The following is a 13,228-nucleotide window of genomic DNA, read 5'->3' as shown; positions in this document are numbered from 1 at the left end:
AAAGGAGACGGCCATGACGGTTCTGGACCGTGCGACGGAGTCAGGCGGGTTCGGCGATGTAGTCGCCGACGCACAGTGGGCGGACGAGGTGCGCCGCCTGGCCAAAGAGCGCAATGCCACGATCCTCGCGCACAACTACCAGTTGCCCGAGATTCAGGACATCGCCGACCATGTGGGCGACTCGCTGGCGCTGTCCCGGATCGCGGCCGACGCCGCCGAGGACACCATCGTGTTCTGCGGTGTGCACTTCATGGCCGAGACCGCCAAGATCCTGTCACCGGCCAAGGCCGTCCTGATCCCGGACCAGCGGGCGGGCTGCTCGCTGGCCGACTCGATCACCGCGGACGATCTGCGGGCCTGGAAGGCCGACTTCCCGGACGCGGTGGTGGTGTCCTACGTGAACACCACCGCGGCCGTCAAAGCACTCACCGACATCTGCTGCACGTCGTCCAACGCCGTCGAGGTGGTCGCCTCGATTCCCGCGGACAAGACCGTGCTGTTCTGCCCCGACCAGTTCCTCGGTGCGCACGTGCGCCGCATGACCGGACGGGACAACCTGCACATCTGGGCCGGCGAGTGCCACGTGCATGCCGGCATCAACGGTGACGAGCTCGCCGACCAGGCCCGCTCGCACCCCGACGCCGAACTGTTCGTGCACCCCGAATGTGGTTGTGCAACATCGGCTCTGTATCTGGCGGGCGAGGGCGCCGTGCCCGACGACCGGGTGAAGATCCTGTCCACCGGCGGCATGCTCGACGCCGCCCGGGATACCAAGGCCAAGCAGGTGCTGGTCGCCACCGAGATCGGCATGCTGCACCAGTTGCGCCGTGCCGCACCGGAAACCGAATTTCTGGCCGTCAATGATCGGGCCTCCTGCCCCTACATGAAGATGATCACGCCGGCCGCGCTGCTGCGCTGCCTGCGGGACGGTGCCGACGAAGTTCACGTCGACGAGGACGTCGCAGCCGCAGCTCGGTTGAGCGTGCAGCGCATGATCGGGATCGGGCAGCCCGGCGGCGGGGAATAGTGATGACGGCCTCCACGCCTGGGAGGCTGGCCGCGTGCGGCGGACGCGGCTATTGGCGCCAACGAGCTGACGTCGTCGTCGTCGGCACGGGGGTGGCCGGCCTGGCAGCCGCCCGCGCGGCGCAACTGGCCGGCAGCCGCGTCGTGGTCGTCGGTAAGTCCGGCGAGACGGCAACTGCGTACGCACAGGGTGGCATCGCGGTCGTGATCCCTGACACCGACGACTCGGTGCACGCGCATGTCGCCGACACCGTCGCGGCGGGTGCCGGCCTGTGCGACGTCGAGGCGGTCACCTCGATCGTCGCCGACGGTTATGCCGCGGTGCGTGAATTGGTCGGCGCCGGTGCGGCTTTCGACGAAGTTGGGCCGGGGGACTGGTCACTGACCCGCGAGGGCGGGCACAGCCGCCGCCGCATCATCCACGCCGGCGGCGACGCCACCGGGGCCGAGGTGCAAAGAGCCCTGGCAGCCGCGACGCAGACACTGGACATCCGGCCCAATCATGTTGCGCTGCAGGTGCTGCACCACGACGGCGTGGTCAGCGGACTGCTGGTCCTGAGCCCTGAGGGACCCGGTGTGCTGACGGCGCCGTCGGTGATCCTGGCGACCGGCGGGCTGGGGCAGCTGTACACCGCGACCACCAACCCGGACGGGTCCACCGGCGACGGCATCGCCCTCGCGCTGCGCGCCGGACTACCGGTCCGCGATATCGAGTTCATCCAGTTCCACCCCACCATGCTGTACACCGGCGCGGCCGGCGGTCGTTGCCCGTTGATCACCGAAGCGCTGCGCGGCGAAGGGGCGATCCTGCGTGACCGCCGTGGCGACTCGGTCACCGACGGCGTGCACCCGATGGGCGACCTGGCGCCGCGCGACATCGTGGCCGCGGCCATCGACGCGCGCCTGTCCGCCACCGGAGACGACTACGTCTACCTCGACGCCCGCAGCGTCCCCGACGTCGCCGCAAGGTTCCCGACCGTCACGGCCGCATGCCTCGCCGCCGGTATCGACCCTGCGCGTCAACCGATTCCGGTGGTACCTGGGGCCCACTACAGCTGCGGCGGCGTGGTTACCGACGTGCACGGGCGCACGGAGATGGCGGGCCTGTTCGCCGCCGGCGAGGTCGGGCGCACCGGTATGCACGGCGGCAACCGCCTGGCCTCCAACAGCCTGTTGGAGGGACTGGTCGTCGGTGGCCGGGCCGGCCGTGCGGCAGCGGAGCAGGCCCGTGCGGCCGGCGGCGGAAACCGGGTCCCGGAGCCGGATTTGGGCAAGCGGCCCGCACTGGATCGGGATGCGCTCCAGCGCGGCATGACGCGCTACGCATCCGTCGTGCGTGACGCCGCGGGGCTGGGACAACTGGGCGAATTGCTGACCGGGGCGCGCGGCAAGGCCATGACGAACCGGGCCGCCGTCGAGGATGCGGCGCTGACGGTGACGGCGTCGGCGGTCGCGACAGCCGCGGCGGCGCGGGCCGAATCCCGTGGCTGCCACCACCGCAGCGACCGGCCGGACCGGGATTCGGCGTTCGGCGTATCCATCGATGTTCGGCTGGACGGCACCGGCTGCGCCGTCGTGGCGATGCCTGTAGGAGTGGGCAGCTCAGCTGCCCGTGCATGAGGGAGAGAAGGTTCTGATGTCGCTCAGTGCAGCGGAATTGGCGGACGCGCACGCGATCATCGATCGCGCGCTCGACGAAGACCTGCGCTACGGGCCGGACGTCACTTCGGTGGCGACGGTGCCCGCCGACGCCACCACCGTCGCGTCGATGGTGTCGCGACAGGCGGGTGTCATCGCCGGCCTGGACCTCGCGGTTCTGGTGCTGGACAAGGTGATCGGCGCGGGCGCCTACCAGATTCGGGACCGGGCCGAGGACGGCGCGGAGGTCAAACCCGGCGACGCGGTGCTGACCGTCGAGGCGCCGACGCGGGCCCTGCTGACGGCCGAACGCACCATGCTCAACCTCGTCTGCCATCTGTCGGGTATCGCGTCGGAGACTGCCCGTTGGGTGCACGCGGTGTCCGGAACTGATGCGGCCATCCGCGATACCCGAAAGACCTTGCCGGGATTGCGGTTACTGCAGAAGTACGCCGTGCGGGTCGGGGGCGGCGTGAACCATCGGCTGGGGCTCGGCGATGCCGCGCTGATCAAGGACAACCACGTCGCGGCCGCCGGTTCGGTGCTCGCGGCCCTGCAGGCGGTGCGTGCCGCGGCGCCTGAGCTGCCGTGTGAGGTCGAGGTGGATTCCCTCGAGCAGCTCGATGAAATCCTCGGCGAGAACGTTGAATTGGTACTGCTGGACAACTTCCCGGTCTGGCAGACGCAGATCGCGGTGCAGCGCCGCGATGTCCGTGCCCCCGGCACCAAACTGGAATCGTCGGGCGGGCTGAGCCTGGACTCGGCAGCGGCCTACGCCGCGACCGGGGTGGACTACCTCGCCATTGGCGCCCTGACACATTCGGTGCGGGTCCTCGACGTCGGACTCGATACGTAGCCCGGCCGCTACTATCACGGTCATGCCAGAAGACGAGAAGTCCGAAGACAAGACCACCACGCTGAACAAGGCGGCAAAGGACTCCGACGCGGCGTCGGCGTCGGGTGGCGGATCGGTGTCCGTCACGCAGATCATCGCGATCGCCGCCGTGGTCATCGGCCTGATCGCTGCCGCTATCGGGGGCTACGCCTTGTACGAGGTGAAGCATCAGGACAAGACGTATACACAGGCCGAGCAGGACACGGCCAAGATCGCGGTCTGTGATGCCATGAAGACCGTGAGCAAGGGCATCGCGATCAACACCAACCTGACGGCTCCCGGCGGGCCGGAGGACACGACGGGCGCGCTGGCTGTCGCGGCCAACGCTCGCTTGGCACTGATCACCGGTGGCCAGTACCTGTTGAACCGGATCGATCCGGCCGCCCCGGCCGACCTTGCGACGGCGGCGCGGAAGTACGCGAACACGCTGTTGGACATCGGGGCTGCGGCGACGTCCGGCGCGCAGACCGACGATCCGCAGCAGAAGGTGCGCCTGGACGACGCCGGCGCCGACAGCAAGCAGGTCAGCGACATCTGCAAGTAGTCGCTGACGTAACGGTGGCCACGCTGGTTCCAGCGTGGCCACCGTTGTCAGTGGGCGATGTCGGCGACGAAGACGCCGGTGCGCTTCGCCGCCATCTGCGCAATCCGCGGCAGCGACGGGTCGACGGTGCCTGCCGGCAGTACCCGCGGGTTGACCAGGTGCAGGTCTTTCCGAGAGACGTGGATGTCGGCTTCGCCGGCGGCCAGCACGTTCTTGACCCAGTTGGTCTTGCCGTGGGCCAGCGCGACCGCCAGCACGTCGCCCTTGCGGTACGAGGTGACGATGGTCTCGAATTCCTTGCCCGACGTGCGGCCGCGGTGCTTGATCACCGAGAACCCGGGGAGCTTCTTGGAGAGTGGGCGCAACGCCGGGTTGATGTACTTGATCTGGAAGTTCTCCAACCACACCGGGAAAATCATCGGCACGCCGGCCGCGTTGTTGGGGTGTTCCTGACGGCTTGACATTGACGCCTCCGTATTTGGTTTCTGCTTGCTCTCGGACAATAGTCCGGCGAGCTGACGCCCGAAGCTTCTGCCGGATAGCCGCCGTTCGGACCTCTAGCCCGCGGCGATGCGCCGCAGTTCGCGCCTGACCACGGTCGGGGTGTACCCCGTTTGCTCACGTAGTGTTCGGCAGAAGTGGGCCTGGTCGGCGAACCCCAGCGTGGCCGCGACATCGGCGAGCGTGGTGTCGCCGCGGTGCAGATGGTCGAGAGCCCGTCCGACGCGGACCCGGTTGCGATACCGCGTCACCGAGACTCCAAGTTCGTTGCTGAACGATCGGCTCAGCCGGTAGGGAGACACCCCGAGGGCGGCCGCGAGGGGGAACAGTCCCGCGGCAGCGGCATCGCCGTGCCTGATCGCCTCGCGGGCCCGCGCAACCAATCGCCGCTCCGAAGTCTGAGCCGGCGAATCGGAGGCTGGGATCGGCCGCTTCGCCGCGGACCGTAGTGCCCCGCCCACCAGCAGTACCAGTTGCTCGGCGACCCGATAGTCGGGGTCGCTGCCGACATTGACCAGCAACCGGCGATGTGCGAGTTCAAGTCGGGCGTCGACATAAACCGGCGCGGACCCGGTCCGCTGCGGTTCGCCGGCCAGCTGCCACCAGCTTTCGGCGCTGAGCTGGACTGATGTGCACACGTCGTCGCCGTGCGGGTGGGCGAAATGCTCGCGCTCCCCAGGCTCCCCGAGATAGCCGAGCGTCGCATCGTGTTCGACCGGACCGCCGGAGCCGCGGCGGTGAAAACTTCCCGAACGCACCAGCACCACGCGCCCATCGATCGCGCATTCCGGCTCGGACCAGGCTTCGTCCTCACCGGTGCACCGCCAGGTCGTGACGCTGAAGTGGGGTCGCGCGATCAGCGGGGTGGCGGTCAACATGTCGTGGACGTTAGCGGTGGGGACCGACACCGCCGGGGCGACCGCGACGGTCCGCAAGGATGTTCAAGACATCCACTCGGACGCTGCCCAGACTGATGCCATGGCATTCATTCGCGTTGAGTTCGATGTTGAAGCTGATTGCGCTGCGGTGTGGCAGGTGATCGGGGATTGGGAGGTCGGCCCCGTGGGCATGGCCCCGGGCTTCGTGGTGTCCTCCGAGGCGACGGGCGACGTTCGCGTTGTGACATTCGCCGACGGTTTCGTCGCCAGGGAACGCCTGGTCAGTCGCGATGAAGGCAGTTGCCGGATCGCCTATTCACTGACCGGTGACGCCGGGCCGGCGCACGACAATGCCGTGATGGAGGTGATTGCCGCCGGTCCGCAGCGCTGCCGTTTCCTCTGGTCGCGCGATGTCTTGCCCGACGAAGCGGCGGGTCCACTGCGGGCCGTGATGCACGAGGCAGCGCCGATCATCAAGAGTGCGCTGGAGCGCCTGACGGTCGGTTAGCGCGATACGTCGTGGTGGATTTTTATCAACTGGACTGATCAGGGACAATTGAACAGATGGCCGAGTTTCAGATGTCCCGTATCGACCTGCGTAACCGTGTGCTGACCGCCGCAGAGTTGCGATCCGTGCTCCCCCGGGGCGGTGTCGACGTCGATGCCGTGCTGCCGAAAGTACGCCCGATCGTCGACGCGGTGGTCGAACGCGGCGCGGTGGCGGCCCTCGAATACGGAGAGACCTTCGACGGCGTGCGGCCGGCCGCCGTGCGCGTGCCCAAGGCCGAGCTGGACGTTGCGCTGACCCGGTTGCCCGCCGACGTGCGGGTGGCGCTGGAGGTGGCCATCGAGCGGACCCGCGCCGTGCACGCCGACCAGCGTCGCACCGATACCACGACGACCCTCGCGCCGGGCGCGACCGTCACCGAACGCTGGGTCCCGGTCGAACGCGTCGGGTTGTACGTGCCCGGCGGTAACGCCGTCTACCCGTCGAGCGTCGTGATGAACGTCGTGCCGGCCCAGACCGCCGGCGTCGACTCGCTGGTGATCGCCAGCCCGCCGCAGAAGGACCACGGCGGACTGCCGCACCCGACCATCCTGGCCGCCGCCGCGCTGCTCGGGGTTGACGAAGTGTGGGCGGTCGGCGGCGCGCAGGGCATCGCGCTGCTGGCCTACGGCGGCGTAGACACCACGGGTGAAGAGCTGGCGCCGGTCGACATGATCACCGGACCGGGCAACATCTTCGTCACCGCGGCCAAGCGCATCTGCCGCTCCCAAGTGGGCATCGATGCCGAGGCCGGCCCGACGGAGATCGCCATCCTGGCCGACAACTCGGCCGACCCGGTGCACATCGCCGCTGATCTGATCAGCCAGGCCGAACACGACGAGATGGCGGCCAGCGTGCTGGTCACCACCAGTGAGAAGCTGGCCGACGCCACCGACGTCGAGGTGGCCGCGCAGGTCGCCACCACGCTGCACCGCGAGCGCGTGACGGCCGCGCTGAACGGCAAGCAGTCGGCCATCGTGCTGGTCGACGATCTCGACTTCGGCGTGCGGGTGGTCAACGCCTACGCCGCCGAGCACCTGGAGATTCAGACTGCCGACGCCGCGGAGGTTGCCGGCCGAATCCGTTCTGCCGGTGCGATTTTCGTCGGCGCCTGGTCGCCGGTGAGCCTCGGCGACTACTGCGCCGGGTCCAACCACGTGCTGCCGACCGCCGGTTGCGCGCGGCACTCCAGCGGCCTGTCCGTCCAGACGTTCCTGCGCGGCATCCACGTCGTCGACTACACCGAGGCGGCCCTCAAAGACGTTGCGGGTCACGTGATCACGTTGGCCACGGCAGAGAACCTGCCGGCGCACGGTGAGGCCGTGCGCCGGAGGTTCGAGCAGTGATGAATAGCAGAATATCTCTGTCAGACCTACCCCTGCGCGACAACCTGCGGGGCAAGTCGCCCTATGGCGCACCGCAATTGGTGGTGCCGGTGCGGCTCAACACCAACGAGAACCCGCACCCGCCGACGCAGGCGCTGATCGACGACGTCGCCGAGACCGTGCGTGCGGCGGCTGCCGAGCTGCACCGGTACCCGGATCGCGACGCCATGGCGTTGCGCACCGATCTGGCGGCGTACCTGCAGGCGCAGACGGGTGTGGCGCTGACGGCGGAAAACCTCTGGGCGGCAAACGGTTCCAATGAAATCCTGCAGCAGCTGCTGCAGGCGTTCGGCGGTCCGGGGCGCAGCGCCATCGGTTTCGTGCCGTCGTATTCGATGCACCCGATCATCTCCGACGGCACCCAGACCGAGTGGCTCTCGGCGACCCGGGCGACCGACTTCGGGCTGGACACGGATGTGGCCGTCGCGGCGATCCGAGACCAGAAGCCGGACGTGGTGTTCGTGACCAGTCCCAACAACCCGACCGGGCAGAGCGTGCCGCTCGATGACCTGCGGCGGCTGCTCGATGTCACGCCGGGTGTGCTGATCCTGGACGAGGCGTACGGCGAGTTCTCGTCGCAGCGCAGCGGTGTCGAGCTCTTGGCCGACTACCCGGCCAAGCTGATCATCAGCCGCACCATGAGCAAGGCGTTCGCCTTCGCCGGTGGGCGGTTGGGCTACCTGGTGGCCGATCCCGCGGTCATCGACGCGATGCTGCTGGTGCGGTTGCCCTACCACCTGTCGGTGCTGACCCAGGCGGCTGCGCGCGCGGCGCTGCGGCACGCCGACGAGACCCTCAGTAGCGTCGCCACGTTGGCAGCGGAGCGGGACCGGGTGGCAGCGGCCTTGTCCGACTTGGGTTTCCGCGTCATCCCCAGCGACGCCAACTTCATCCTGTTCGGTGAGTTCGCCGACGCCGCGGCGACCTGGCAGCGCTACCTGGACGCCGGTGTGCTGATCCGCGACGTCGGCATCCCCGGATTCCTGCGCACCACCGTCGGCTTGGCCTCGGAGAACGACGCCCTGCTCGAAGTCAGCGCCAAGCTCGCCGCATCGGAACTAGCCCCACAAGGAGTTTCATGACCCGCCGCGCCCGCGTGGAACGCACCACCAAGGAATCCAGCATCGTGGTCGAGATCGACCTCGACGGCACCGGCCAGGTCGACATCAGCACCGGCGTGCCGTTCTTCGACCACATGCTGACCTCCCTGGGGACGCACGCCAGCTTTGATCTGACGGTGCACGCCAAGGGTGATGTCGAGATCGAGGGCCACCACACCGTCGAGGACACCGCGATCGTTCTCGGTCAGGCGCTGGGAGAGGCCTTGGGGGACAAGAAGGGCATTCGCCGCTTCGGCGATGCGTTCATCCCGATGGACGAGACGCTGGCTCATGCGGCCGTTGACGTTTCGGGCCGTCCGTATTTCGTCCACACCGGTGAACCCGAGTCCATGGTTTGGTTCACAGTGACCGGCTCCACAGGGCCAAATTCCGCGCCGTACCACACGGTGATCAACCGGCACGTGTTCGAGTCGCTGGCCTTCAACGCCAAGATCGCGCTGCACGTGCGGACGTTGTACGGCCGCGACCCGCACCACATCACCGAGGCGCAGTACAAGGCCGTGGCCCGGGCGCTGCGCCAGGCCGTCGAGCCCGACCCGCGCGTGGCCGGGGTGCCGTCGACCAAGGGCACTCTGTGACCAAAAAACTTGTGGTGCTGGACTACGGTTCGGGCAATCTTCGATCCGCGCAGCGCGCACTCGAACGGGTGGGTGCTGACGTCGTGGTGACTGCTGACGCCGCGGCTGCTGCCGCGGCGGACGGACTGGTGGTGCCCGGGGTCGGTGCCTACGAGGCCTGCATGACGGGTCTGCGTTCGATCGGCGGGGAGCAGATCATTGCCGACCGTCTCGCCGCGGGTCGCCCCGTGCTCGGCGTGTGCGTCGGCATGCAGATCCTGTTCTCGAAGGGCGTGGAGTTCGGTGTCCAGACCGAGGGTTGCGGGCAGTGGCCCGGCGAGGTCACCCGGCTCGATGCGCCGGTGATCCCGCACATGGGCTGGAACACCGTCGACGCCGCTGCGGGCAGCACCCTGTTCAAGGGGCTCGATGCGGGTACCCGGTTCTATTTCGTGCATTCCTACGCCGCCCAGCAGTGGGGTGGTCATGCCGACGCGAAGGTCACGTGGGCCACGCATCATGTGCCGTTCATCGCCGCCGTCGAGGACGGCGCGTTGTCGGCAACACAGTTTCATCCGGAGAAGAGCGGCGACGCAGGTGCGACGCTGTTGGCGAATTGGGTTGAGGGGCTATGAGTTTGATTTTGTTGCCGGCCGTTGATGTGGTCGACGGCAAGGCGGTGCGGCTGGTGCAGGGCAAGGCCGGCAGCGAGACCGATTACGGTTCGGCGCTGGAGGCGGCGCAGACCTGGCAGCGCGACGGCGCCGAGTGGGTGCACCTGGTGGACCTGGACGCCGCGTTCGGCCGGGGCAGCAACCGCGAACTCCTCGCCGAGGTGGTCGGCAAACTCGATGTGGCCGTGGAGCTTTCCGGCGGTATCCGTGATGACGCCTCGCTCAAGGCGGCCATGGACACCGGCTGCGCCCGGGTGAACATCGGCACCGCCGCGCTGGAGAGCCCGGAGTGGTGCAAGCGGGCCATCGGCGAGTACGGCGACCGCGTGGCGGTCGGCCTGGACGTGCAGTTCGAGAACGGCAGCTGGCGGCTGCGTGGCCGTGGCTGGGAGACCGACGGCGGCGATCTGTGGGAGGTGCTGGAACGCCTTGATGGTGAAGGCTGCTCGCGCTACGTCGTCACCGATGTCACCAAGGACGGCACCCTGACCGGACCGAACCTGGAGCTGTTGAGCACCGTGGCCGGCCGTACCAAGGCGCCGATCATCGCGTCGGGCGGCGTGTCGAGCCTGGACGACCTGCGGGCCATCGCCACGTTGACCGGGCAGGGCGTCGAGGGCGCGATCGTCGGAAAAGCCTTGTACGCCGAGCGGTTCACGCTGCCCGAGGCATTGGCCGTTGTGAGATAGATGGGTGAAGTGATCGAACCGGCGAGGTTGGCAGAGCTGGTCGCGACGGCGACCGGCATCCTCGACGACGCCGTCGCCCCCTTCATCGCCGGGCACCAGGCCGATGCGGCAGTTCGCAAGAAGGGCAACGACTTCGCCACCGAGATCGATCTGGCCATCGAGCGCCAGGTGGTCGCGGCACTGACATCGGCGACCGGGATCGGTGTGCACGGTGAGGAATTCGGTGGTGAGCCCATCGATTCCGAACTGGTGTGGGTGCTCGACCCGATCGACGGCACGTTCAACTATGCCGCCGGTTCGCCCATGGCGGCGATCCTGCTCGGCCTGCTGTGGCGGGGCACCCCGGTCGCCGGGCTGACCTGGCTGCCGTTCATGGGCCAGCGGTATGTCGCGACGCTGGGTGGCCCGGTCCGCGACGGGGATTCGGTGTTGCCGGCCTTGGCGCCGACCACGCTGGCCGACTCGATCGTCGGCATCCAGACCTTCAACATCGATTCGAAGGGCCGATTCCCCGGGCGGTGGCGCAACGCGGTCCTGTCGAGCCTCACCCGGGAATGCTCACGGGTGCGGATGCATGGCGCCACCGGCCTGGATCTGGCCTACGTCGGCGCCGGCATCCTCGGTGGCGCAATCAGTTTCGGTCACCACATCTGGGACCATGCCGCGGGCGTGGCGCTGGTACGGGCAGCGGGCGGCATCGTCACCGACCTCGCCGGCGAGCCCTGGACGGTGGAGTCCAAGTCGGCGCTGGCCGCCGCTCCCGGCGTGCACGAGAGGATGCTGGAGATCGTGAAGTCCGTTGGCGTGCCGGAGGAATACCTGTGAGTCTCGCAACCCGTGTGATCCCGTGCCTGGACGTCGACGGCGGCCGGGTGGTCAAGGGCGTCAACTTCGAGAACCTCAGGGACGCCGGTGATCCCGTCGAGCTGGCCGCCGCGTACGACGCCGAGGGTGCCGACGAGCTGACGTTCCTGGACGTCACGGCATCGTCGTCGGGCCGCTCGACCATGCTCGAGGTGGTGCGGCGCACCGCCGAACAGGTATTCATCCCGCTGACCGTCGGCGGTGGTGTGCGCTCGGTCGAGGACATCGACACCCTGCTCCGGGCGGGTGCCGACAAGGTCTCGGTCAACACCGCGGCCATCGCCCGGCCCGAACTCCTGTCGGAGCTGTCGCGTCAGTTCGGTTCGCAGTGCATCGTGCTGTCGGTGGATGCGCGGACCGTGCCGGAAGGTTCTGAGCCGACACCCTCGGGCTGGGAAGTGACGACCCACGGCGGTCGTCGCGGTACCGGCATCGACGCTGTCGAATGGGCAACGCGCGGAGCCGAACTCGGGGTCGGGGAGATCCTGCTGAACTCCATGGACGCCGATGGCACCAAAGCCGGGTTCGACCTGGCGATGCTGCGCGCGGTCCGCGCCGCGGTGAGCGTGCCGGTGATCGCCAGTGGGGGAGCCGGCGCCGTCGACCACTTCGCGCCGGCGGTGCAGGCCGGTGCCGACGCGGTGCTGGCCGCGAGCGTGTTCCACTTCCGCGAGCTGACCATCGGTCAGGTGAAGGCGGCGATGGCGGCCGAGGGGATCACGGTGCGATGAGCGCTTGCGCGAAGAGCGGAGAACACTGCTGATGCTCGATCCGAATATCGCCGCGCGCATCAAGCGCAACGAGGCCGGGCTGTTCACGGCCGTGGTGCAGCAGCGGGGCACCGGCGACGTCTTGATGATCGCCTGGATGGACGACGACGCGCTGGCCCGCACCCTGGAAACCCGTGAAGCGACGTACTTTTCGCGCTCTCGCGGACAGCAGTGGGTCAAGGGCCTGACGTCGGGTCACACCCAGCACGTGCACTCGGTGCGGTTGGACTGTGACGGCGACGCCGTGCTGCTCGAGGTCGATCAGGTGGGCGGTGCGTGTCACACCGGTGATCACAGCTGTTTCGACGCCGACCTCCTGCTCGCCCCCGAGTCCTGACTCGGCTCGAGCAGGTGCTGCTCGACCAGAGCGCGGCCTTCGGTTCGCAGAGCCTCGTCGACGTCGACCCCGAGCACTCGTAGTGCGGCATCGGCGATGGCCTCTGCCACCTTTTCACCGGCCACTTCGTCACCGGTGATGTCCGGGTCGTCGACACGCTGCGCGATGACCGTCTCGGTCAGGCGCACCGGCAGGCCGCAGCGGAATTCGTCGCGGCCGCCAACGGCGTTGATCGCCAGTTCGCGGTACACGGCGTGTAACTCGCGGCGCCGGCGGTGGAAGCCCTCGATGCCGTCGACCTCCGGCAACAGATAGAGCCGGCCCAGGTTCCATGGCACCGACAGCAGATTGGCCGCGTCACCGGCCGTCACTGCCCACAGCGCCGCCTTCGGATCGTCCACCGACCGCGTCACGCGCCTCGCGAACTCCAGCGACGGCACCACCGTCGCATCGAGCAGTGCTTCGAGGATGGCTTCCTTGTTGGGGAAATGGTGGTACAGCGAGGCCTGACGGATGCCGACCGCCTCGGCGATGGACCGTGTCGAGGTCACCGTGAAGCCCTGGGTCACGAACAGTTCTCCGGCGGCATCGAGAATCTGCTCGACGGCGGTACTGCCGGGGCGTAGGGCATCGCGATGACGGGGACGGCCGGGACGGCTCATGCCACTACTGTGCCACCTGCGGTCATCCGCGCAGCGCCGCCTCGCGTGAAACCCAACTGTTACATCGCGACCCACGTCGGAAACTTCGGTGACCCATCTGCGTCACGCTTCCCATTAATTCTGTCAGTTGACAGGTATTG

At 68.3% G+C, this 13,228-nt stretch carries 16 protein-coding genes; 13 read left to right on the top strand and 3 right to left on the bottom strand.

Annotated elements, in window-relative coordinates:
* Window positions 1-13: 13 nt before the first annotated feature.
* From nadA to G6N59_RS05470, 4 genes are read left to right on the top strand one after another with little or no spacing between them, the layout of a single operon-like run.
* Complete coding sequence (nadA, locus tag G6N59_RS05485) at window positions 14-1,027, top strand: quinolinate synthase NadA (protein ID WP_138231156.1); 1,014 nt, start codon at window positions 14-16, stop codon at window positions 1,025-1,027.
* Between the two features lie 2 nt (window positions 1,028-1,029).
* A complete protein-coding gene (locus tag G6N59_RS05480; RefSeq protein ID WP_138231155.1) occupies window positions 1,030-2,646 on the top strand; it encodes an L-aspartate oxidase in 1,617 nt (538 codons plus the stop codon).
* A 16-nt stretch (window positions 2,647-2,662) separates the two neighbouring features.
* Window positions 2,663-3,520, top strand: coding sequence for a carboxylating nicotinate-nucleotide diphosphorylase (gene nadC, locus G6N59_RS05475; RefSeq protein ID WP_138231154.1), 858 nt, complete (start codon window positions 2,663-2,665; stop codon window positions 3,518-3,520).
* Between the two features lie 22 nt (window positions 3,521-3,542).
* The gene (locus tag G6N59_RS05470) at window positions 3,543-4,103 is read left to right on the top strand and encodes a hypothetical protein (protein WP_138231153.1); all 561 of its coding nucleotides are present in this window, start codon (window positions 3,543-3,545) and stop codon (window positions 4,101-4,103) included.
* A gap of 47 nt (window positions 4,104-4,150) precedes the next feature.
* On the opposite strand, the gene G6N59_RS05465 is transcribed toward G6N59_RS05470, so the two are convergent.
* Together G6N59_RS05465 and G6N59_RS05460 are read right to left on the bottom strand one after the other, a co-directional pair.
* The gene (locus G6N59_RS05465) at window positions 4,151-4,567 is read right to left on the bottom strand and encodes a nitroreductase family deazaflavin-dependent oxidoreductase (protein WP_138231152.1); all 417 of its coding nucleotides are present in this window, start codon (window positions 4,565-4,567) and stop codon (window positions 4,151-4,153) included.
* A gap of 93 nt (window positions 4,568-4,660) precedes the next feature.
* Entirely contained in the window at window positions 4,661-5,482 is an 822-nt protein-coding gene (locus G6N59_RS05460; RefSeq protein WP_138231151.1) for a helix-turn-helix domain-containing protein, read from the bottom strand.
* Between the two features lie 100 nt (window positions 5,483-5,582).
* On the opposite strand from G6N59_RS05460, the gene G6N59_RS05455 reads away from it, so the two are divergent.
* The 9 genes from G6N59_RS05455 to hisI are packed head-to-tail and all read left to right on the top strand — an operon-like array spanning window position 5,583 to window position 12,426.
* Window positions 5,583-5,990: an SRPBCC family protein gene (locus tag G6N59_RS05455; protein ID WP_138231150.1), complete on the top strand. Its 408-nt coding sequence runs from the start codon at window positions 5,583-5,585 to the stop codon at window positions 5,988-5,990.
* A 56-nt stretch (window positions 5,991-6,046) separates the two neighbouring features.
* Window positions 6,047-7,375, top strand: a complete 1,329-nt coding sequence (hisD, locus tag G6N59_RS05450) for a histidinol dehydrogenase (RefSeq protein ID WP_163911001.1) — start codon at window positions 6,047-6,049, stop codon at window positions 7,373-7,375.
* Entirely contained in the window at window positions 7,375-8,496 is a 1,122-nt protein-coding gene (locus tag G6N59_RS05445) for a histidinol-phosphate transaminase (protein ID WP_163910999.1), read from the top strand. Before hisD ends, G6N59_RS05445 begins: the two co-directional genes overlap by 1 nt.
* The gene (hisB, locus tag G6N59_RS05440) at window positions 8,493-9,113 is read left to right on the top strand and encodes an imidazoleglycerol-phosphate dehydratase HisB (protein WP_138231147.1); all 621 of its coding nucleotides are present in this window, start codon (window positions 8,493-8,495) and stop codon (window positions 9,111-9,113) included. The genes G6N59_RS05445 and hisB overlap by 4 nt, the downstream gene beginning before the upstream one ends.
* Window positions 9,110-9,727 carry an imidazole glycerol phosphate synthase subunit HisH gene (gene hisH, locus G6N59_RS05435; protein WP_138231146.1) on the top strand — a complete coding sequence of 206 codons (618 nt, stop codon included), beginning with the start codon at window positions 9,110-9,112 and terminating at the stop codon, window positions 9,725-9,727. Before hisB ends, hisH begins: the two co-directional genes overlap by 4 nt.
* On the top strand, window positions 9,724-10,455 hold the full coding sequence (priA, locus tag G6N59_RS05430) for a bifunctional 1-(5-phosphoribosyl)-5-((5-phosphoribosylamino)methylideneamino)imidazole-4-carboxamide isomerase/phosphoribosylanthranilate isomerase PriA (protein WP_138231145.1): 732 nt from the start codon (window positions 9,724-9,726) through the stop codon (window positions 10,453-10,455). The genes hisH and priA overlap by 4 nt, the downstream gene beginning before the upstream one ends.
* Window positions 10,456-11,280, top strand: a complete 825-nt coding sequence (locus G6N59_RS05425) for an inositol monophosphatase family protein (protein ID WP_138231144.1) — start codon at window positions 10,456-10,458, stop codon at window positions 11,278-11,280.
* Window positions 11,277-12,050: an imidazole glycerol phosphate synthase subunit HisF gene (gene hisF, locus G6N59_RS05420; RefSeq protein WP_163910996.1), complete on the top strand. Its 774-nt coding sequence runs from the start codon at window positions 11,277-11,279 to the stop codon at window positions 12,048-12,050. The genes G6N59_RS05425 and hisF overlap by 4 nt, the downstream gene beginning before the upstream one ends.
* Window positions 12,051-12,078: 28 nt before the next feature.
* The gene (hisI, locus tag G6N59_RS05415; protein WP_138231394.1) at window positions 12,079-12,426 is read left to right on the top strand and encodes a phosphoribosyl-AMP cyclohydrolase; all 348 of its coding nucleotides are present in this window, start codon (window positions 12,079-12,081) and stop codon (window positions 12,424-12,426) included.
* Here the strand turns inward: hisI and G6N59_RS05410 are convergent.
* The gene (locus G6N59_RS05410) at window positions 12,381-13,088 is read right to left on the bottom strand and encodes a TetR/AcrR family transcriptional regulator (RefSeq protein WP_138231143.1); all 708 of its coding nucleotides are present in this window, start codon (window positions 13,086-13,088) and stop codon (window positions 12,381-12,383) included. The two genes, hisI and G6N59_RS05410, sit on opposite strands and share 46 nt — an antisense overlap.
* Between the last annotated feature and the right edge of the window lie 140 nt (window positions 13,089-13,228).

Origin of the sequence: Mycolicibacterium aubagnense (assembly GCF_010730955.1) — a bacterium.
Taxonomy (GTDB): Bacteria; Actinomycetota; Actinomycetes; order Mycobacteriales; family Mycobacteriaceae; genus Mycobacterium; species Mycobacterium aubagnense.
The sequence above is the reverse complement of the archived record's forward strand: the minus strand, read 5'-3'. Positions and strand labels throughout refer to the sequence as shown.

Bases quoted from the DNA above. Each gene is read 5' to 3' on its own strand.
- nadA (WP_138231156.1), top strand. From the start codon at position 14: ATGACGGTTCTGGACCGTGCGACGGAGTCAGGCGGGTTCGGCGATGTA.
- G6N59_RS05480 (WP_138231155.1), top strand. From the start codon at position 1,030: ATGACGGCCTCCACGCCTGGGAGGCTGGCCGCGTGCGGCGGACGCGGC.
- nadC (WP_138231154.1), top strand. From the start codon at position 2,663: ATGTCGCTCAGTGCAGCGGAATTGGCGGACGCGCACGCGATCATCGAT.
- G6N59_RS05470 (WP_138231153.1), top strand. From the start codon at position 3,543: ATGCCAGAAGACGAGAAGTCCGAAGACAAGACCACCACGCTGAACAAG.
- G6N59_RS05465 (WP_138231152.1), bottom strand. From the start codon at position 4,567: ATGTCAAGCCGTCAGGAACACCCCAACAACGCGGCCGGCGTGCCGATG.
- G6N59_RS05460 (WP_138231151.1), bottom strand. From the start codon at position 5,482: ATGTTGACCGCCACCCCGCTGATCGCGCGACCCCACTTCAGCGTCACG.
- G6N59_RS05455 (WP_138231150.1), top strand. From the start codon at position 5,583: ATGGCATTCATTCGCGTTGAGTTCGATGTTGAAGCTGATTGCGCTGCG.
- hisD (WP_163911001.1), top strand. From the start codon at position 6,047: ATGGCCGAGTTTCAGATGTCCCGTATCGACCTGCGTAACCGTGTGCTG.
- G6N59_RS05445 (WP_163910999.1), top strand. From the start codon at position 7,375: ATGAATAGCAGAATATCTCTGTCAGACCTACCCCTGCGCGACAACCTG.
- hisB (WP_138231147.1), top strand. From the start codon at position 8,493: ATGACCCGCCGCGCCCGCGTGGAACGCACCACCAAGGAATCCAGCATC.
- priA (WP_138231145.1), top strand. From the start codon at position 9,724: ATGAGTTTGATTTTGTTGCCGGCCGTTGATGTGGTCGACGGCAAGGCG.
- G6N59_RS05425 (WP_138231144.1), top strand. From the start codon at position 10,456: ATGGGTGAAGTGATCGAACCGGCGAGGTTGGCAGAGCTGGTCGCGACG.
- G6N59_RS05410 (WP_138231143.1), bottom strand. From the start codon at position 13,088: ATGAGCCGTCCCGGCCGTCCCCGTCATCGCGATGCCCTACGCCCCGGC.